Source organism: Spiractinospora alimapuensis (assembly GCF_018437505.1).
In the GTDB taxonomy this organism is placed as follows: domain Bacteria; phylum Actinomycetota; class Actinomycetes; order Streptosporangiales; family Streptosporangiaceae; genus Spiractinospora; species Spiractinospora alimapuensis.
On record NZ_CP072467.1, the window covers coordinates 5108295 to 5127069 of the forward strand.

The following is an 18775-nucleotide window of genomic DNA, read 5'->3' on the forward strand; positions in this document are numbered from 1 at the left end:
GGGGCGCGACTTGGGTCGTTCGGGACGTGTCCACGGCGAATTATCCCTGATCGGCCGCGTTGTGGGACAGGTGTCCGCGCCGGGATATGGAGGTCGGGTTGAACAACAACAGGAACAACCATCCTGGGAATTTCACGCGCCTCGCTAACATGAACCGCCGTTCGATGCTCCGCATGGCGGGCTCGGCGGTGGCGCTGGGTGCCGGAGTGCCCCTGCTCAACGCCTGCGGATTCGGCGGAGGCGAAACCGACGGCGACTCGGAGGCCAACGAGGTCACCGGGGATTTCGACTGGAAGAAGCACGACGGCACCACCGTGCGTCTGTTGATGAACAGGCACCCGTTCACCGACGCCCTGCGCGCCCACATGGACGAGTTCCAAGATCTCACCGGGATCACCCTCGAAATCGACGAGTTCCCGGAGTCGAACTACTTCGACAAAGTCACCCTGGAGTTGCAGTCCCAGCAGGGAAACTACGACGCGTTCATGATCGGCGCCTACATGGTGTGGCAATACGGCCCACCTGGTTATCTCGAGGACCTCAATCCGTGGATTCAGAACTCCTCCGCCACCCACGCCGAGTTCGAACCCGACGACTTCTTTCCCAACCTGCTCGCCGCCGGCCAATGGGACTTCACTCCCGGCTCGGAGCTGGGCGGCAGCGACCAGCAGTGGATGCTGCCGTGGGGCTTCGAGAGCAACTGCATCGCCTACCGCACCGACGTGTTCGACGCCCTGGGGGTGAGCCCCGCGGAGACCTTCGACGAGCTCATCGACCTAGCCCAGACAATCACCGAGCGTGCCCCTGACGAGGGCTTCGACGACATGTACGGCATCGCCGTGCGCGGATCCCGGGAGTGGGCGACCATCCACCCGGGCTTCATGACCATGTACACACGGCTCGGACTCCAGGACTTCGAGGTCGACGGGGAGACTCTGATCCCCCGCATGAACACCCCCGAGGCCGTGGAGTTCACCGAGAAGTGGGCCGACATGGTGCGTGAGTCCGGGCCCGACGGGTGGACCTCCTACACCTGGTACGACGCCTCCAGCGACCTCGGCGACGGACGGGCCGCGATGCTCTTCGACGCCAGCAACGCCTCCTACTTCCAGAACCAGGACACCGCGGCCGCGGGCAAACTCGCCTGGCACCCCGGACCCACCGGCCCCGACGGGTCCCTGGCCACCAACCTGTGGATCTGGTCGCTGGCGATGAACTCAGCGTCGGAGAACAAGCAGGCCGCCTGGTGGTTCATCCAGTGGGCGACCTCCAAGGAGCACCTGCAGTGGGCCGCGGAGAACGAGCAGCACATCGACACCGTGCGCCAGTCGGTGGCCGAGTCCCCCGAGTACGTCGACACCCTTGCCGAGAACGAGCAGTATCTGGAGACCTTCGAGGCGGTGGTCGAGGAGAGCCAGATCCAGTTCACGCCGCAGGCCGAGTTCTTCGACGCCACGACCTCCTGGGCGGCCGCGTTGCAGGAGATCTACGGCGGCGCCGACGCGCAGGAGACGCTGGACGGATTGGCTGACGAACTGGACGAGAGAGTCAACTGATGTCGGTTGCCGTTCCGTCGTCGACGCGGACCGAGCGTGGGTCACCGGCTCCGGGACCGGACACGCCGCGGGTCTCCCGTCGACGCCGGGCCCTGCGCCCCTACCTGCTCGCCGTACCGGCGGTGCTGCTGTGTGTGGGCATCCTCTACCCGTTCTTCCTCGGCGCGTCCTACACCCTGTTCGACTTCTCCGCCCAGAACCCCGACCCCGACATGGTGGGTGCGGAGAACTACACCACGATCCTCACCAGTGCGGCGTTCTGGAACTCCGCCCGCGTCACCGCGATCTACGCCATCGGGGCCACGGTGGTGGAGACGGTGCTCGGCGTAGGTATCGCGCTGCTGCTGAACCGTTCCACCATCCTGGGCCGGATGTTGGAGCGGGTGGTCATCATCCCGCTGATGGTCGCCCCCGTGGTGGCCGCCATCATGTGGCGACTCCTGCTCAACCCGGAGGTGGGGTGGGTGGCACCCATCGCCGGGTGGATCGGTCTCACCCACACCGGCACCGACTCACCCGTGGCGGCGATGGTGTGGACGATCGTCGTCGACGTCTGGATCTTCACCCCGTTCGTCACGGTGATCGCGTTGGCGGGACTGAGTTCCCTGCCGAGCTCCCCGTTCGAGGCCGCCGCCGTTGACGGCGCCGGGTGGTGGATGACGTTCCGCCGGCTCACCCTGCCCATGCTGTGGCCCTACCTCCTGGTCGCCGTCATCTTCCGGCTCATGGACTCGGTGAAGATGTTCGACGTCATCTACAGCCTCACCAGCGGTGGCCCCGGCAGTGCCACCACCTCCATGTCCATCCAGGCCTACCAGGAGGCCATCACCTACGCCCGCTACAGCCGAGGACTCACCTACATGCTGCTGTTGTGGGCGGTCGTGTTCGTCGTCTCCATGATCCTGGTGCGCTACCTGCGCCGGATCCAGTCCAGGGCCGCGGGGGTGTGACACCGATGCCCACCACGAACGAGGCCCCACGGCCCGGGCGACTGCGACGGTTCGTCCTGGACCGGCTCACCGACGCCACCCTCCTGGTCTACTTCGCGTTCGCGCTGCTGCCGGTGCTGTTCATCGTCCTGCTCAGCCTGAAGACCAACGCCGAACAGACCACCACCCACCTCTCCTTCGCGCCGACCTTCGACAACTACCGATCGGTGCTGGGGCTCGACGACACCGGGTCCTCCTACCTGAGGTTCTTCATGTCGAGCCTCATCACCTCGGTGGGGGCGGTGCTGGTCTCCCTCGCCATCGGCATCCCCATGGCCTACGCCGCGGCACGCTACCGTTTCCGCCGCAGCGAGGATCTCATGTTCATGCTGCTCAGCTTCAGGTTCGCACCGGAGCTGACGGTGATCATCCCGCTGGCCGTGCTGTACCAACAGATGGGGCTCTACGACACCCACGTGGGCATGATCTGGGTGCTGCAGCTCGTCACCATGCCGCTCGTGGTGTGGATCCTGCGGTCGTTCTTCCAGGACATGCCGGCGGAACTGGAGGAGGCGGCGCTCCTGGACGGCTACACACGCCGCCAGGCCTTCTTCCGGGTCGCGTTGCCGCTGGTCTCGCCGGGAATCGCCGCTGTGTCGCTGCTGGCGTTCATCTTCGCGTGGAACAACTTCATCTTTCCCTTCACGCTCACCTCGGGCAACGCCCAGACCGTGACCGTGAGCACGCTGGCGTTCCTCGGAGGCAACCAGGTGCGGTTCAACCTCGTGGCCGCCGGCGCGGTGATGGCGGCGCTACCGCCGCTGATCCTCGCACTGCTCATCCAGCGCTACCTGGTGCGCGGACTGTCGTTCGGGGCGGTGAAGAGCTGATGGCCACGGTCGAGGTCACTGACCTGCACAAGAAGTTCGGTAGCGTCGCCGCACTCGAGGGCGTCACCTTCGACGTGCGTGACGGCGAGTTCTTCTGCCTGCTCGGTCCCTCGGGTGCGGGAAAGACCACCACGTTGAAGACCATCGCGGGGTTGTTGGAACCCAACACCGGCACCGTGCACCTCAACGGTGTCGACGTGGCCGATGTCGAGCCCAACCATCGCGGCCTGGCCATGTGCTTCGAGAGCTACGCCCTCTACCCGCAACTGAACGTCTTCGCCAACATGGCCTCACCCCTACGGTCGCCGCGGCTGAGGCAACCCGAGGAGCGGGTCCGCGCCCGCGTGGAGGAGATCGCGGGCATGTTGGGCATCGACCACCTCCTCGAACGCGGCGTCGGCCAACTCTCCAACGGACAGCGCCAGCGCGTCGCGCTCGGCCGGGTGCTGGTACGCCCCGCCAGCGCCTACCTCCTCGACGAACCCCTGGCTCACCTCGACGCCAAGCTCCGCACCGAGATGCGCGCGGAGCTGAAGTCCATCGCGCACAGCGGCCTCAACACGACCACCATCTACGTCACCCACGACTACGTCGAGGCGTTGTCCCTCGCCGACCGGATCGCCGTCATCCACCAGGGGCGGATCCAACAGGTGGGCACACCCGAGGAGGTGTGGCGCGCGCCCGACAACGCCTTCGTCGCCCAGACCTTCGGCAAGCCACGTATCACCCTCGTGCCCGGACACCTGAACACCGGTGCCCGGGGAATGGTGTTCGAAGGCGGGGACGGGGGGATCCGACTTCCCCTGCCGCACCTCGACACCTCCGCCGGTACCGCCGCCACGACGGGACGCGTCACCACCGGTGACGAGCTCCAGGTCGGGATCCGTCCCCGGGACCTGACCCTGCGCACGGACGAGGATCACATCCCCGACGACCAGGTCCGGTTGGACGGAACCGTCTATGTGCTCGAGCATCTCGGGAGACAGACGGAGGTCACCGTGCGCGTTGGCGGGGTGCTGCTCTCGGTCGTGGCACAACGCGCCGAGGTCGCCGCCCTGGGCATCAACGATCAAGTGTCACTGTCCCTGGACCCCAGGTCCGCGCACGTGTTCCTCCCGGGAGACGAAGGAAAGAGGATCACACATTGACGGGGGAAAAGGCCCGCACACCCGAGGACCGACAGCGACAGATCACCGACGTCGTGCTGGAGCGCGGGAGTATCTCGGCGCAGGAACTGTCGGAGACGTTCGGAGTCAGCGTCATGACCATCCACCGTGACCTGGACGAACTAGCCCGCCGTGGAGTCGTCCGCAAGTTCCGCGGCGGGGTCACCGCCCTGCCGTCGGGAGTCTTCGAGTCCAACGTGGCCTACCGGCGCAAGGCCATGCAGGGGGAGAAGGACGCCATCGCCAAGCGCGCGGCCAGCCACGTGGAGCCCGGCATGTCCATCATGCTGGACGACGCCACCACGACCAGCGCGATGATCCCGCACCTCGCCGGCATCACGCCGTTGCGGGTCGCCACCAACTACCTCGACGGGATGCGTCGCCTCAGCGCGATGCCGAGTATCTCCCTAATGGCCCTCGGCGGTGACTACGACCCTCTGCACGATTCCTTCCTCGGTGTCTCCTGCGTCGAGTGCATCGAGTCCATCCGGGTCGACGCGGTGTTCGTCTCCACCTCGGCCCTGTCGGGCAGCTTCGCGTACCACCAGGAGGACCGCATCGTCACCGTCAAACGCACCATGCTGGACGTCGCCGCGAAACGCTACCTGCTGATGGACCACACCAAGCTGGGCAAGGTCGCCCTCCACCGCCTGGTCCCGCTCGCGGAGTTCGACCTGGTGATCGTGGACGCCGGCACCCCGTCGGAGGTCATCAACGACATGGCCCGCAACGACGTCCGGTTCGAGGTCGCGACGTGAGGGCCGCGCCGACCCCGGTCCGTGGCGTGGTTCTTGACCTCGACGGCGTCATCGTGCACAGCGAACACCTCTGGGAGCGGGGGTGGCAGACCTGCTCCGCTCGCCGTGGCACCCGATGGGGCCCGGAGGACACCACTACCGTGCAGGGCATGAGCGCGCCCGAGTGGGCCCGCTACCTCGCCGAACGCGTGGGCGCGCCGGACGACGCCGAGAAAGTGCGCGCCGAGTGTGTCGCCGACGTCGTCCGGGCGGTGGAGGAGGGGGAGGCACCACTGCTGCCCGGCGCCGACACACTCGTCGCCGAACTCAGCGCACGCGTCCCGGTCGGACTCGCCTCCTCCGCGGCCCGCCCCGTCATCGACGCCGTGCTGCACACCCACGCCCTACATGACCACTTCACCGCGACGGTCTCCAGCGAGGAAGTGGAGCGCGGCAAGCCCCAGCCGGACGTCTACCTCGCCGCCAGCCACGCCATCGGCATCCCCGCCCAGGAGGGGCTGGCGATGGAGGACTCCGGCAACGGCATCCGCGCCGCGCACGCCGCCGGGCTGTGGGTGGTCGCCATCCCCAACCCCGACTACCCCCCGGGGCCGGACGCCCTGCGCCTCGCCGACCACATCGCCGCCGACCACCGCGACGCGCTGGCCCACGCACTGGCGCACGTTCGGGGGTGCGACAGTGACCACACTCGATCCGCGCCGCCGCGGGGTGAACCCGCCGCCAGAAACGGGGCTCAGCCGTGAGTAGCCTGCAGCTGATCGACCTCACCAAGATCTACCAGACCCGCGGCCGGCCGCCGGTGGAGGCCGTCAGCGGCTTCGAGCTCGAGGTGGGCAGTGGCGAGCTCGTGGCCCTGCTGGGGCCGTCTGGCTGCGGGAAGTCGACCACCCTGCGCATGGTCGCCGGCCTGGAGCACGTGACCGGCGGCGACATCCGGATCGGCGGCACGTCTGTCGCGGGACTCCCGCCGCAGCGGCGCAACATCGGGGTCGCGTTCGAGAACTACGCCCTGTACCCGCCGCTCACGGTGGAGGAGAACATCGCCTTCGGGCTGCGTGCCCGCCGAGCCGCCCAACGCGAGGAACGGGTCGTCGACGTGGCGTCCAGGATCGGGCTCACCGACATCCTGCACCTGCGCCCGGCCGCCCTGTCGTCGGGCCAGAAGCAGCGCGTCGCCCTGGCGCGGGCCATCGCCCGCCACCCCGACGTACTCCTTCTCGACGAGCCGCTCTCCCACCTGGACGCCGCCCAACGCGACGCCACCCGGCGGGAACTCCGGCACCTCCAGCAGGAACTCGGCTACACCACCATTCTCGTCACGCACGACCAGGAAGAGGCCCTGAGCCTCGCCGACCGGGTGGTGGTGATGAACGAAGGCGCCGCCCAACAGGTCGGGACCCCCGACGAGATCTACGACGACCCCCACGACCTCTTCGTCGCCGGCTTCGTTGGCGAACCCCCCATGAACCTGCTCCCGGGCCGCGCCACCTCCGACCGGCGGACCATTCGCCTCGGCGATGCCGTCACGATCCCGGTCACGTGCGGCGATCCGATTCCTGAGCGGGTCGTGGTGGGCGTCCGTCCTGAGGACGTCCGCGTCACCGACCGCGCGACCGCCGACCTCACCGGCCGCGTCGTCGTCCACGAGGACCTCCAGGAGTACGGCCTCGTCACCGTCCAACTTCCCGGAGAGTCCGGCCAACTGGTGGCCGAAACCGACCCCGGCGCCCCCATACCCCCCAACACCGAAGTTCCCCTCAGCCTGCACCGAGACCGCACCTTCGTCTTCGCCACCGAGACGGGGACCCGAGTCCGGTGACCCCTCGAGCGACGGCGCGGTGTGGGGAGACCAGGTACGGCGGCGGGGACACCTCACACGTCCGAACGGGGACGGTAGCCGCCCAGGAGGCGGTGCCGTCCTGTCGTTCGGTAGGTGACGCCACGCGTTCCGGTGGAGCGCGGGAGTCGCAGCTCGTCCGTGTTCATGTTGCCCGGCCATCCAGGGAGTTGTGCTGTGAGTGATGGATCGATCCTCGCCGCCGGTGACGGTTTCGTCGCACCGGAACTGTTCGCAGCGGCGCTATCCGAGCAGGTGGGAGATGGGCGGGCGATTCGGGAGTTGACACTGCCCTGGCCACTGGTGCCGTTCGGGCCGGTGGCTGAGGTGGGGGAGGCCTCCGGTGACGAGGATGTCGTGATCGAGGCGCTTGGCGACGCCGAGATCGCCGTCACGCACCTCGCCCCCTTCACCGAACGGATCTTCGCAGCGGCGCCCGGGCTGCGCATGGTCGCGGTGTCCCGAGGTGGACCCGTCAACGTCAACCTGGAAGCGGCCACCCGGCACGGGGTCGCCGTCACCTACGCTCCCGGACGCAACGCGACCGCGGTCGCCGAGTTCACCATCGGACTGATGATCGCCGCCTGCCGCAACATCGGGGCCGCCCACGCCTCGATCGTCCAGGGCGGATGGCCGACCGGCTACTTCGAGTACTCCAAGTCGGGGATCGAGCTCAGCGCCGCCACCGTCGGCCTCGTGGGATACGGCGCCGTGGGGATGCGGGTCGCCCGGCTCCTCGACGCCTTCGGCGCGCGCGTCGTCGTCTACGACCCGCACCTGCGGAAGGAGGACGTCGAGCCCACCGCCACGTTGCTGACCGACCTCGACGAACTCCTGTCCCAGTCGCAGGTCGTCAGTCTGCACCAGCGCGCCACACCCGAGACACGCGGCATGATCGGCGCCGCGCAGCTCGGGCGGATGCCCACGGGATCGGTCCTCGTCAACACCGGGCGTGGCAGCGTCCTGGACTACGCCGCCCTCACCGCGGCGCTGGAGTCCGGGCACCTCGGCGGAGCCGGACTCGACGTGTTCGACACCGAGCCGCTTCCGAACGAGGCACGACTGCGGTCCCTGTCCAACGTCGTGCTCGCCCCGCACATCGCGGGGTGCAGTCGCCAGGTCGCCGAGCGCGCGGCCCAGATCACCGCCGCCGAGGTCGGGCGGTTCCTCCGCGGTGAACCCCTGGCGAACCGCGCGAATCCGACGGTGCCGGGGGAGGCGTGACATGTTCCTCGGCGTCGATCTCGGCACCTCCATCATCAAGGCGGCGATGTTCCACCCCGACGGAACCGCGGCCGCGGTCCGTTCCCGTCCCGCCCACCTGATCTCCCCTCAGGACGGCTGGTTCGAACAGGATCCCGAGGAGGTCCTCACGGGCTTGGCGGAGGTGGTACGGGCCGCCGTCGCCGAGGCGGGGGAGCCTCCGCGACTCGTCGGGATCACGGGGCAGGGCGACGGGGTGTGGCTCGCCGACGCCGACGGTCGTCCCGTGCGCCCGGCGATCTCCTGGATGGACGCCCGCGCCACCCCCGTCGTGGACCGTTGGGTACGCGACGGCGTCGTCCAGGACGTCTACGCCCGCACCGGCGGCACCCTCTTCCCTGGCGCGGCCGCGGCCATTCTCGCCTGGATGGAGGAGCACGAGCCCGAATCGCTCGACTCCGCCACGACCGCCGGGTACTGCAAGGACCTGGTCATGCAACGGTTGACCGGCGTCCGCGCGACCGACCCCTCCGAGGCGAGCCTGCCCTTCCTCGACCCGCGCAGCCTCGACTACGACATCACCGCCCTTCGTTCATGCGGTCTGGAACACCGCGCCGGATTACTCGCACCCGTCGCGCGCCCGGTCCCCGCGGGGGAGCTCACCGCCGAGGGCGCCCAACTGCTCGGGCTTCCCGCCGGCACACCCGTGGCGTCCGGTCCCTTCGACCTGCCGGCCTGTGCGATCGGCTCCGGCCTGCGGCGACACGGCGACGGACACGTCATCGTGGGCACCACCCTGGCCTGCCAAGTCCTGGTCGACGCTCTGGACACCGACCGGGAACCCACCGGCATGCATCTGTCCATGCCCACGACACAGGACCTGTGGCTGCGCGCCCTCCCCGCCATGGTGGGAACCGCGGCCATTGACTGGGTCCTGTCCATCGTTGGCGCGCGGCACGACGACCTGGACGGCATCCTCTCCGACAGCCGCATCGGTGCCGGGGGAGTCACCTGCCTGCCCTACTTCTCCCCCTCGGGGGAACGGGCCCCCTTCCTGGAGCCCCGCGCCCGCGCGGGGTTCGACGAGCTCACCCTGCAAACCACAAGAGCCGACCTGGTGCGCGCCACCTGTGAGTCCGTCGCCTACGCCGCCCGCCACTGCCTCGACACCGCCGGCCTGACCGGCGACGTCGTCGTCTCCGGTGGGGGAATGGCCAGCCGCCGGTGGATGGCCGTCTTCGCCGACGTGCTCGGTCGCCCCATCCACCTCGCCCGCCCCGGAGAGGCCGGAGCCCGAGGAGCGGTCCTCGCCGCCGCGCGGACCTTCGGGGCCGACATCGATCCGACCGAGTGGACCACCGTGGAGGAAACCGTCCCACCCGACGCCACCCGCGCCGCCCACTACGAGGAGGGCTACGCCGAACACCTCCACCGCGTGCGGTCGGCCCGGGAACGGTGGCAGCCCCTCACCGCCACCCAAGAGGTTCCCGGGCCCCGCGCGGCGCCATGACTCGTCGATCCCGAAGGGGAGGATGAAGTGTGTCGATTCGCGGACGGTCGCCCGTCGGCGGCGGTGGCCCGTTGAGCGCCACGGACCGGGCCCGGTTGGGTGCGCAGCAGCGGCGGCGCGCCTGGGAACGGTTGTCGCGGGACGAGTTCGACCTGGTCGTGGTGGGTGGTGGGGTCACCGGGGCCGGGACGGCCTTGGACGCCGTCACACGGGGGCTGTCGGTCGCGCTGGTGGAGGCCGGGGACTTCGCTTCGGGGACGTCGTCGCGGTCGGGGAAGGTGTTCCACGGCGGGCTGCGGTACCTCGAGCAGCTTAACTTCTCGCTCGTGCGCGAGGCCCTGACCGAGCGCGACCTCATGGTGGACCGGCTCTGCCCACACCTGGTGTCGCCGGAGCCCTTCCTCTTCCCGCTGGCCCATCACTGGGAACGGCCCTATCTCGGGGCGGGCGTGCTGCTCTACGACCTGCTGCGTCTGGGCGGGCCGCGTAGCGTCCCCAACCACAGGCACCTCAGCCAGCGTCAGACCCTGCGCGCCGCGCCCGGCCTGCGGAGCGACGCGGTGGCCGGCGGGGTGCGGTACTACGACGTTCGGGTCGACGACGCCCGCCATACCCTCACCGTTGTCCGCACCGCGGCGCGGCTCGGTGCGGAGGTGATCTCCCGTGTCTCGGCGGTCGCGATCCCTCGTGACGGAGGGCGTGTTCGCGGGGTTCGCGTCCGTGACGGCGAGACGGGTGCGGAAACGACGGTACGCGCCCGCGCCGTCGTCAACGCCACCGGCGTGTGGGCGGCCGATGTACAGGGACTCGCCGCACCCCCGACCGTCTCGATCACCGCGGCGAAAGGGATCCACCTTGTGCTGCCACGGGACAGGATCAACGCGAACACGGGCCTCATCACCAGGACCGCCGACAGCGTGTTCATCGTCCGTCGCTGGTTCGACCACTGGCTGATGGGCACCACGGACACTCCCTGGACCGGTGACCGCGCGGAACCCGTCGCCACCGACGAGGACGTGGACTACCTACTCACCCAGGCCAACCGTCTCCTGGCTCGCCCCCTGGCCAGGTCCGACCTGGTCGGCGTCTATGCCGGACTGCGGCCGCTGGTCTCGGGAGCCAGCCACGACACCGCCGGCCTCTCCCGTGACCACACCGTGGTCGGCGGGCCCGACGGACTGGTCACGGTGGTCGGTGGCAAGTACACCACCTACCGGCTGATGGCACGGGACGCCGTCGACGCGGCGACCCGGTGGCTGCCGCGCGCTGTTCCAGGCAGCATCACCCACCGCCAGCCACTCACCGGGGCGGACGGCTTCCACACGCTGATGCGTCAGCGCGACAGTCTCGCCACCGAGGCGGGGCTCTCCACGCGCTGGCTCCGCCACCTCCTCGGCCGCTACGGCGGGCACACCACCGAACTCCTCGACCTCATCGCCGACCGGCCAGAGCTGGGTGAACCCCTCCCGGGGATCGCGTACCTGGGAGCCGAGTTCGTGTACGCGGCCCGCCACGAGGGCGCGCTTCACCTCGACGACCTGCTCACCCGCCGCACCCGGGCGTTCATGGAGTCAGCGGACCAGGGACGGAGCGCCGCACCCGTCGCGGTCCGCTTGGTGGCGCCGGAGCTCGGATGGGACGAGGAGCGGTGCGCCGAGGAGGTACGCACCTACATCGCGTCGTCCGCCGTCGACTGGACGCGGTCCATACGGTAGTGCAGCCGCAGTGCGGGGAGGCTCCACAGCCGGAGGTCGTGATCGGTACGCAGCGTACCGTGCGGATCGACGTAGACATCGAAGGTCTCGACGATCGGAACCCGCCGCACCCACGCACCGACCTGGTCCGCAGCGCGGACCAGGAGGTAGGCGCCATCGTCGCCGAACCGCCCTCGAGGGGAGACCAGCCGCAGTGCCCCGCCGCTGGCGTTCTCCGGGCGAAGGAACACCGTCACGTTTCCGTTGGGCAGGGGGAACACCACGCGGACGCTGGGCCGCTGGGCACCGGGTCGTGTCGCGATGCCATACCAACCGCTGTAGACCATCTGCCCCGTCGCCCGCAGCCGACGCACCCACGCGGTGCCCGCCAGGGACTCGCCCACCCGGACGGGAACCACGGCGCTGTCCATCCCCTGCGCCGTGTCCGACCGCCGAAGCGGCAACGCCAACTGCTGCAACCGCTGGCTGAAGACGCGACTGAGCATCCATCCGAACGGATAGGCCGGTGGCCACCAAGTCGCCCACGCCCGCATCCGCCACCGCGCCGTCGCCTCGTAGAAGTTCCGGACCTCAGGCCGTAGCGCCTCAGGGTCGAACCCCGCACCCGCGAGGTCCCCCATCGAGCACAACAACCCACCCGAGTCCCCCTCCGTCACCCGACCGCCGACGCGCCGTGCCTCCGCTCGCACCCACCGGTCCCCCACCACGTCCGGAGCCCCGACCGGCCCGTCCAACCACGAGTGCTCACGTAGGTCCAACCGCCGTCCAGTCACTCGAACCCAGCGCTGGGTCGCCAAGTCAACGGTCCGATCCGTGGTGGTCGCCATAGCCCTCCCTCGACCGACAGCCCACCGGTCACTGTCTCCCGGTGGCGACCGGTGGGGCAAGGGCGGGGGAGCGGGGTGAGTCCAGATCGGAGGATCACACCCCCTCGGTGGAGTGGCGACGACGCTTCGCTAGGGGATCCAGGTACCGTTGCTGTCCAGTTCCCAGCCGGACACGTCGGTCTCCTGAACGTGCAGTTCGCCGCTCTGCATGACGGTGACCCTGGCCTCGGCCAGCCACGGTGCGGTGCCATCGTCGTCGATGTACGGGAAGACCACTCTGACGTCGTGGGCGTCGTCGTCCGGCCCGGACGAGCACGGCAATGACACCACCGCGCCGGAATAGTCCTCCTCGACCTCGAACTCGGTCCAGGAAGTCCTCGTCAGGGTGTCGAAGGCGGCCGCGTCGGGGCCGGAGTCGTAGTCCAGACCGTTGACGCGCTCAACGAGACGTTCGTGCCCACCGTCGGCGAAGTCGAACTGGAACTCCACGGCGCACCGTGTCGGCTCGTCGGGCTCGGCCGCGGTGATGGCGACGGCGTCGAGAATACGGGTCTCCGCGTACTCTTCGTCCAGCTCGACGAGCTCGTCGGGAACACGGAACTGCCAGCTCTCGGCTGACTCGGTCGGCGCCTCCGTGAAATCGAACGCCTCGCCGGACGAGCACGCGGTCAGAGCGAACATAGTGACGAGGCTCCCGGCCGCGAGGCGGACAGGAAGCTTAATGCTGGTCAAGGGGGTAATCTCCTCAGATTTCACGGAAAGGGGGGCTTAATGATCTCTGTTCTACCGCACCCTGGGGATGCCCGGCGTCACTGCCCCGTCACTTGAACGGTGGTCCGGAGTCCCTTCGTCGTCGGCTGCCCCACAGGGGCACGCGCCCGGCCACGACTGGGCCGGCCCACAACGGAGTCGACTCGCGGAGCCACCCAACTTCACCGTTGAGACGCTGAAATCCTGACCGGTCCGCAGCGGCGTGTCTTGTCACACTGCGCGTGCGTGGTCGAATGTTGCGGGCTTGGTGGCCTGCAGGTTTCGGTGGACTGGCAGTACACGACGTGATCAGCGCGGGCGAAGTTCCAGGATGAGTAGGTCCCAGACCGCTAGTATGGTCGCGCCGCGTTGTCCTATCCGCCGGATTCGGCGCCGGCTCACAATTGGATCACTTCATGGCTGATGATTCGTTCCTGTGGGAACTGTCTGTGGATGTCCCCACCCCCGCGCGGGTGTACAACTACTCCATCGGAGGAAAGGACCATTTCTCCGCTGACCGAGAGGCCGCACTGTCGGCCGCGAGTCAGTACCCCGAAGTGATCGACGTTTCGCGAGAGAACCGTCTGTTCCTCTACCGCGCGGTGCGCCTGTTCGCCCGTGACCAAGGAATCTCGCAGTTCCTCGACCTGGGATCTGGACTACCGGGATCCCCCAACGTGCATGAGGTCGCACACGAGTTCAATCCCGTGTCCCGGGTCAGCTACGTGGACCGGGATCCGATGGTGCTCGCGCACGGGCGGGCGCTCCTCGTGCCGGACGATCGTGTGGCCGTCGTTGAGGGGGACGTCATGCGGCCCGAAGTGCTTCTCGACGATCTCGTCTCCAGCGGACGGATAGACCTGTCCCAGCCTGTGGGAATGCTGCTGCTGTCCGTCCCGCAGTTCGTGGCGCAGGACCGCCGCCTGAGCAGAGCGCTGGAGCACTACTGGGACGCGGTCGCCCCCGGCAGTTACCTCGCGGTGTCACAGCTTGCCGCGCTGTCCCAGGCGGAGGTCCACCGGCTCAACGAGTTCGTCAGTCAGCGGTTCCGGATCGGCTGGCGGGCCCGCCTTCCTGAGGAGATCAACGCCTACCTGGGAAAGTGGGTGCCAGTCGAGCCGGGCCTGGGCGACGTCGACGCCTGGCGCCCTGACCCCACACAACCGCCTATCACCGACATCGACGAACGTGGGCAGCGGTTTCTCGGCGCGTCGCGACGCCAGAAGCGGATCTTCGAGTATGGCGGGGTCCTCTACAAACCCGAGTGACCGCCAGGACGGTGGTGTCCCGACGGCCGTGAACCAGGGTTCGCCCAATGCGGATGCTAGCCAGCGTTGTCGAGGGTGGTGCGCTGGTCGGGAGTGAGGTCCAGCTCGGTCGCGGCGAGGGCTTCGTCGACCTGCCACACCGTGGTCACGCCGACCAGGGGGATGATGGGCACGTCCTGGGACATGAGCCAGGCGAGGACGACCTGGTTGCGGGTTGCCTCGGTCTCCTTGGCGACGGTGTCCAGTGCGGCCAGGCGGGACTCCGTCCCCGGGTGGTGATAGGGCGGGCTGAGCTCGCGGTCGGGGCGGGTGTAGGAACCGAACAGCAGCGGAGTGTAGGTCACCAGCGTCGTGTCGCGGCCGGCGAGGTTCTCCGAACGCGCGAAGTCGAGATGCTCCTCAGTGACGTGCTGGTGTGAGGCCTCCGGCAGCGGGACGTCCAGCCGGGGACGCAGGTAACTGTAGCGCAGCTGCAGCACACGGTAGCGCGGCCATCCCCGTGCTTCGCTGAGCCCACGAGCACGTTCCAGGCGCCACGCGGCGTGGTTACTGGCGCCAGTCAATCCGACCGTCCCCGCTGCGACCTCCGCCCCCAGTGCTTCCAGGGTCTCCTCCTGTGGGACGCGTCGGTCGTCGACGTGTGGGTAGTACAGGTCGAGCCGCTCCACGCCTAGCCGGGAACGGCTGCCCGCCACAGCGGCCCGCACGGCGGCTGCGGAGTTCCCTTCCCAACTCTCGATGCCGCCGCCGGGAACCGTTGGACGCGCCCCGAACTTCGTGCCGATGACGAGCCGTTCCCGGTCCGGTTTCCGGGATGCCAGCCAGTGGCCGATCGTGCGCTCCGAGTCGTCCGGACCGTATCCGTCGACCCAGAACTGGTAGTTGTTCGCGGTGTCGATCATGGTTCCGCCGCGCTCGACGAACCGGTCCAGGATCGCGAAGGACGTCTCCTCGTCGGCCTCACCGCCGAGCTTCATGGCCCCAAGGCAGATCGCGCTCACCCGCCGCGCCTCGGCTCCTTCACCGATGGTCTGGTACTTCACAGTGGAACCTCGCTTCCGCGCGCCGCGAGCACCTCGCGGTAGTAGTCGATCTTGTGTCGGATGGCGGCCTGGCGTTCCTGCAGCTCGTCGATGCGGTGTGACAGTTGCTCGTCGTGGTCGCCGAGGAGCCGGACCCGTTCCTCGATCGTCTGGTCGCCGGCGCGCACCAGTTCGGCGAAGGTCCGCAACCGCGCGATCGGCATGTCCGTGTCGCGGAGGCACCGCACCAGGTCGAGAAGCTCGACATCCGACGCCCGGTATCGCCGATGCCCGGAAGGCGCCCGCTCCACCTCGGTGAGCAGACCCTCCTTCTCGTAGTACCGCAGCGTGTCTAGAGTGAGCCCAAACCGGGCCGCCACCTCGCCAGGGGTGTAGCTGGAGGGATTCATGCGCCGAGCCTCCCACCTGGAGCGCACTCCAGGTCAAGACCACGCCGCCCCTGAGGGGTAGAGGCAAGGCGGCAGGATCGGCGGCGTCATGCTGTGTTCGTGGGGCTGTCTGGTTTGATCACTCTTCGCGATTGCGGTAGACGACGATGACGACTCCGACCACGGCAGCGATGGTGAGCACGACGGTACCGGCGATGGTGGTGTTGATTCGACGTGAGAATGGCCGGATATCTGGAGCATTGGCGGCGTCGTACAGCACATACTGGGTGGACCAGTTGTCGAAATAGAGATCTCCGGATTCATCCAGTTCGAGTTCTCTCACGCTGTAGAAATATACTTCATCGGCGGTGGTGGGTGGCTCAGGTGATTCCTCGGATCTGGAGGCGCTCGCCGCAATGGGCGTCACCCGGTCCTCGGGGGAAACGCGGAGAATCGCTTCACCGGAACTACGGAAAGAGCCGCCGTCAACTAGAGGCTCCTGAAAGTTGCCAGCCACGTAGACAGTGCCGTCAGGGCTTGTGGTGGGCTTACGTGGCTTAAATTTGTTGTCCCCGTCGGAGAGGTCGATGGCATCAAGTCCGGAGTCATCAACCCGGACGAGCTCGTTGTCTCCACCTGGTGGCGCGGCATAGGCGAGTACTCCATCGTCATAGGCCGCCAGGTCATAGATCGTCCGGTAATCGTCCAACTGGGCAAAGTATTCCAATTCTCTCGACTCGGTCAACGTGTAGATCGTGTTTTGGCGAGAGACGTACACGGTGTCATGGCTGGCCGATGCGGAATTGGCGTTATGCGTCAGCAGAGTGGCCGATTCATCCGGGAAGACCTGAAACGCAGAAAGGCCTACAGAGATGAATCTGGATCGGCCGGGGCCGAACGAAATGGTGTGCAGTGGCCCCACGGATGGAACGTTGCTTCCCCTGGTTGGAGGAATGTCGCGGCGGTCAGATTCAGCGATATCTAGGATGCGGTCATCATCGACCGAGGAACCCGCCTCGGTGTCCGATGAGGTGCTTGGTGTTTGTGGTATAACGAGTTCGCTGTCGGGGATCGACGAGCGCCAAATATCACCCATTGCGCTGATGAAATACAAGTGCTCGTCGCTGTCGGTGGCGATTGAAGTAGTTCTTGGCGGGAAGGGGAGGCGTTGGCTTTCGTTCTCTCGTATTACTTCGAGTTCTAGTGTCGAGGCGACAAAGAGTGTATCCTTGATTGCCGCGATGTGGATCTGTTTTTCTTCAGTCCATTCTTCTTCCTGGGCCAGATCGAAGCTTTCGATGGGGCCGGAGAGTTCTTCGTTTTCCAGCTGATAGACATCATTTAATGTCGCGAGGTAGAGGGTGCCAGTCTCATCGGTAGTTAGCCCAACGTCTTCTTGGTGCCTCATCCAGTCTTCGGCGGTGACAATTTGTTCTTCCTGGGTGTCGGGTTCAAGTTGATAGAGTCCGGAGTCTTCCATGTACGCGTAAACCGTGTCCCCGTGAGCGGTGATGCGAATCAGCGGTTCGCTGTCGTCGTCTTCGGTGGTTAATGCCTCGGTGAGCTCCCCATCGGCGTCGACAGTGTGCACGCCTCCCATTTCGGAGCCGGCGACGAAGATCGTGCCGTCATCGGTGACCGCGATTTCGTCGGGATTGATTGGCGGGTCAGAATCTCGGTCGAGCTCGGCGAGGATGTCAACTTCTCCGTCCAGAGAATGAGAGACAACCGCACTCTCAGCGAGTGCGATGATGTCACCATCCGGACCGATCATGAGATCCTGGTATCCGAGGACCTCTTCAGGGCGGTCATCGTGGCTGACCACTTGAACCATCTCCCCAATCGGCTCTTCCTGTGGCGCATCCACGTCGTCCTCATCGCTCTCATCGGCGAGAGGGGGCGTGGCGGTGAGCCCCAGTGTGAGCAGAGAGCAGGCACCTGTCACGAGGATTCGAAGGTAGGGAGGGTGCGGCGTGGCGGCCCTCCTCCTCGGCGGGTGCGCGGGAGTCAGCGCCGACGCTACGAAGGCACCGAGGGTGATCCACGGGGAACGTTGGGTGGCTCGCGGGAAGTGCACGGGTCGCCTTCCGGACGGGGGAATAGGGGCCGGCGTCGAGTCTGGCCAATGGGCCCTCCGGTCCGCATCCTCGTACGCCCTCAACCCGCCTGCCCAAAGTCATGGCCTAAGGGCAAAGAGTGATCGATCGAGGTCTGGGTTCTGTGCGCCCGGCAGGTTGGCGGACCTCTGTAACCACCGCGAACACGGTGGCCGTATTCGGCCCTAGTCGGCGACTTTCACGCCGAGGGCGTGGGCGAATGGTAGGGCGAGCTCGACGAGTTGGGCGGGGCTGATGACGGCTCCGCGGAGGGATTCGGCGCCGTCGAGGAGGGTGATGGACTCCGCACCACGGAGGTCGACGTCGGTGAGGGTGGCGCCGGAGAGGTGGACCTTGTCCAGAGTGCTCCCGGGGAAGGAGACCCTGGTGAACTTGGCGCCAGCGAGGTCGACCTCTCGGAGCAGGCAGTCGACGAAGACGACGTCGCGAAGTGTGGTGGCACGCAGGTTCACGACGTCGAAGCGACAGTTGAAGAAGGTGACCCGCGACATCTCCGAGTCGAACAGCGCCACCCCGGACAGGGCGTTGCCCACCAGCTCGGCGTCCACCCACACGCTGCGGACCATGTCCGTGCCGCTCCACCGCACTGCGTGCATCCACACGTCGTTGAACCGCGTGTGACGCAGACGGCCCCCGGCGAACGTGACGGCGGAGAGCGCCGACTCGACAAAGCGAGCGTTGTCGGCCGTCACCTCGTCCACCGTCACGTCGTTCATGTGGACACCGTCGTATTCGCCTTCCCGCTCCGGCGGGCCCGACCACGGCTCCAGAAACTCCGCATAGGGCAGCTCCAGAAGACCGCGTGGTGTGTGCATGGTGTCCCCCTCCGTCGATGGTG

The 18775-nt window shown here is 67.5% G+C and carries 17 protein-coding genes; 11 read left to right on the forward strand and 6 right to left on the reverse strand.

The annotated features are described in order from the left end of the window. The first annotated feature begins 149 nt into the window (after positions 1–149). The 10 genes from J4H86_RS23885 to J4H86_RS23930 all read left to right on the forward strand — a co-directional run bounded on the left by J4H86_RS23885 (position 150) and on the right by J4H86_RS23930 (position 11564). On the forward strand, positions 150–1556 hold the full coding sequence (locus J4H86_RS23885; RefSeq protein ID WP_236540542.1) for an ABC transporter substrate-binding protein: 1407 nt from the start codon (positions 150–152) through the stop codon (positions 1554–1556). Next, entirely contained in the window at positions 1556–2506 is a 951-nt protein-coding gene (locus J4H86_RS23890; RefSeq protein WP_236540544.1) for a carbohydrate ABC transporter permease, read from the forward strand. The genes J4H86_RS23885 and J4H86_RS23890 overlap by 1 nt, the downstream gene beginning before the upstream one ends. A 5-nt stretch (positions 2507–2511) precedes the next feature. Further along, positions 2512–3375 carry a carbohydrate ABC transporter permease gene (locus tag J4H86_RS23895; protein ID WP_236540545.1) on the forward strand — a complete coding sequence of 288 codons (864 nt, stop codon included), beginning with the start codon at positions 2512–2514 and terminating at the stop codon, positions 3373–3375. Then, on the forward strand, positions 3375–4523 hold the full coding sequence (locus J4H86_RS23900; protein WP_236540547.1) for an ABC transporter ATP-binding protein: 1149 nt from the start codon (positions 3375–3377) through the stop codon (positions 4521–4523). Before J4H86_RS23895 ends, J4H86_RS23900 begins: the two co-directional genes overlap by 1 nt. Then, positions 4520–5299 carry a DeoR/GlpR family DNA-binding transcription regulator gene (locus J4H86_RS23905; protein WP_236540548.1) on the forward strand — a complete coding sequence of 260 codons (780 nt, stop codon included), beginning with the start codon at positions 4520–4522 and terminating at the stop codon, positions 5297–5299. The genes J4H86_RS23900 and J4H86_RS23905 overlap by 4 nt, the downstream gene beginning before the upstream one ends. Further along, positions 5296–6042: an HAD family hydrolase gene (locus tag J4H86_RS23910; RefSeq protein ID WP_236540549.1), complete on the forward strand. Its 747-nt coding sequence runs from the start codon at positions 5296–5298 to the stop codon at positions 6040–6042. Before J4H86_RS23905 ends, J4H86_RS23910 begins: the two co-directional genes overlap by 4 nt. Further along, on the forward strand, positions 6039–7118 hold the full coding sequence (locus J4H86_RS23915; protein ID WP_236540550.1) for an ABC transporter ATP-binding protein: 1080 nt from the start codon (positions 6039–6041) through the stop codon (positions 7116–7118). The genes J4H86_RS23910 and J4H86_RS23915 overlap by 4 nt, the downstream gene beginning before the upstream one ends. A gap of 195 nt (positions 7119–7313) precedes the next feature. After that, the gene (locus J4H86_RS23920; protein ID WP_236540551.1) at positions 7314–8360 is read left to right on the forward strand and encodes a 2-hydroxyacid dehydrogenase; all 1047 of its coding nucleotides are present in this window, start codon (positions 7314–7316) and stop codon (positions 8358–8360) included. A gap of 1 nt (position 8361) precedes the next feature. Continuing rightward, entirely contained in the window at positions 8362–9849 is a 1488-nt protein-coding gene (locus tag J4H86_RS23925) for an FGGY-family carbohydrate kinase (RefSeq protein ID WP_236540552.1), read from the forward strand. 29 nt (positions 9850–9878) lie between these two features. Then, positions 9879–11564 (forward strand): glycerol-3-phosphate dehydrogenase/oxidase, encoded by a 1686-nt coding sequence (locus tag J4H86_RS23930; protein ID WP_236540553.1) that lies wholly within the window; start codon positions 9879–9881, stop codon positions 11562–11564. On the opposite strand, the gene J4H86_RS23935 is transcribed toward J4H86_RS23930, so the two are convergent. Both J4H86_RS23935 and J4H86_RS23940 read right to left on the reverse strand, forming a co-directional pair. Then, complete coding sequence (locus J4H86_RS23935; RefSeq protein WP_236540554.1) at positions 11519–12391, reverse strand: hypothetical protein; 873 nt, start codon at positions 12389–12391, stop codon at positions 11519–11521. The two genes, J4H86_RS23930 and J4H86_RS23935, sit on opposite strands and share 46 nt — an antisense overlap. Positions 12392–12520: 129 nt before the next feature. Continuing rightward, entirely contained in the window at positions 12521–13123 is a 603-nt protein-coding gene (locus J4H86_RS23940) for a hypothetical protein (RefSeq protein ID WP_236540555.1), read from the reverse strand. A gap of 434 nt (positions 13124–13557) precedes the next feature. Between J4H86_RS23940 and J4H86_RS23945 the strand changes: the two genes are divergently transcribed. Then, positions 13558–14409 carry an SAM-dependent methyltransferase gene (locus J4H86_RS23945; protein ID WP_236540556.1) on the forward strand — a complete coding sequence of 284 codons (852 nt, stop codon included), beginning with the start codon at positions 13558–13560 and terminating at the stop codon, positions 14407–14409. 56 nt (positions 14410–14465) lie between these two features. Here the strand turns inward: J4H86_RS23945 and J4H86_RS23950 are convergent, their stop codons facing one another. The 4 genes from J4H86_RS23950 to J4H86_RS23965 form a co-directional block, all read right to left on the reverse strand. Next, positions 14466–15452, reverse strand: a complete 987-nt coding sequence (locus tag J4H86_RS23950; protein WP_236540557.1) for an aldo/keto reductase — start codon at positions 15450–15452, stop codon at positions 14466–14468. After that, complete coding sequence (locus tag J4H86_RS23955; RefSeq protein ID WP_236540558.1) at positions 15449–15841, reverse strand: MerR family transcriptional regulator; 393 nt, start codon at positions 15839–15841, stop codon at positions 15449–15451. The genes J4H86_RS23950 and J4H86_RS23955 overlap by 4 nt, the downstream gene beginning before the upstream one ends. A gap of 118 nt (positions 15842–15959) precedes the next feature. Next, complete coding sequence (locus J4H86_RS23960; RefSeq protein WP_236540559.1) at positions 15960–17765, reverse strand: SMP-30/gluconolactonase/LRE family protein; 1806 nt, start codon at positions 17763–17765, stop codon at positions 15960–15962. A gap of 336 nt (positions 17766–18101) precedes the next feature. Further along, positions 18102–18752 carry a pentapeptide repeat-containing protein gene (locus tag J4H86_RS23965; protein WP_236540560.1) on the reverse strand — a complete coding sequence of 217 codons (651 nt, stop codon included), beginning with the start codon at positions 18750–18752 and terminating at the stop codon, positions 18102–18104. Positions 18753–18775: the final 23 nt, after the last annotated feature.

Coding starts and splice junctions, on each gene's coding strand:
- J4H86_RS23885 (WP_236540542.1), top strand. CDS start 150: ATGAACCGCCGTTCGATGCTCCGCATGGCGGGCTCGGCGGTGGCGCTG.
- J4H86_RS23890 (WP_236540544.1), top strand. CDS start 1,556: ATGTCGGTTGCCGTTCCGTCGTCGACGCGGACCGAGCGTGGGTCACCG.
- J4H86_RS23895 (WP_236540545.1), top strand. CDS start 2,512: ATGCCCACCACGAACGAGGCCCCACGGCCCGGGCGACTGCGACGGTTC.
- J4H86_RS23900 (WP_236540547.1), top strand. CDS start 3,375: ATGGCCACGGTCGAGGTCACTGACCTGCACAAGAAGTTCGGTAGCGTC.
- J4H86_RS23925 (WP_236540552.1), top strand. CDS start 8,362: ATGTTCCTCGGCGTCGATCTCGGCACCTCCATCATCAAGGCGGCGATG.
- J4H86_RS23935 (WP_236540554.1), bottom strand. CDS start 12,391: ATGGCGACCACCACGGATCGGACCGTTGACTTGGCGACCCAGCGCTGG.
- J4H86_RS23945 (WP_236540556.1), top strand. CDS start 13,558: ATGGCTGATGATTCGTTCCTGTGGGAACTGTCTGTGGATGTCCCCACC.
- J4H86_RS23955 (WP_236540558.1), bottom strand. CDS start 15,841: ATGAATCCCTCCAGCTACACCCCTGGCGAGGTGGCGGCCCGGTTTGGG.
- J4H86_RS23965 (WP_236540560.1), bottom strand. CDS start 18,752: ATGCACACACCACGCGGTCTTCTGGAGCTGCCCTATGCGGAGTTTCTG.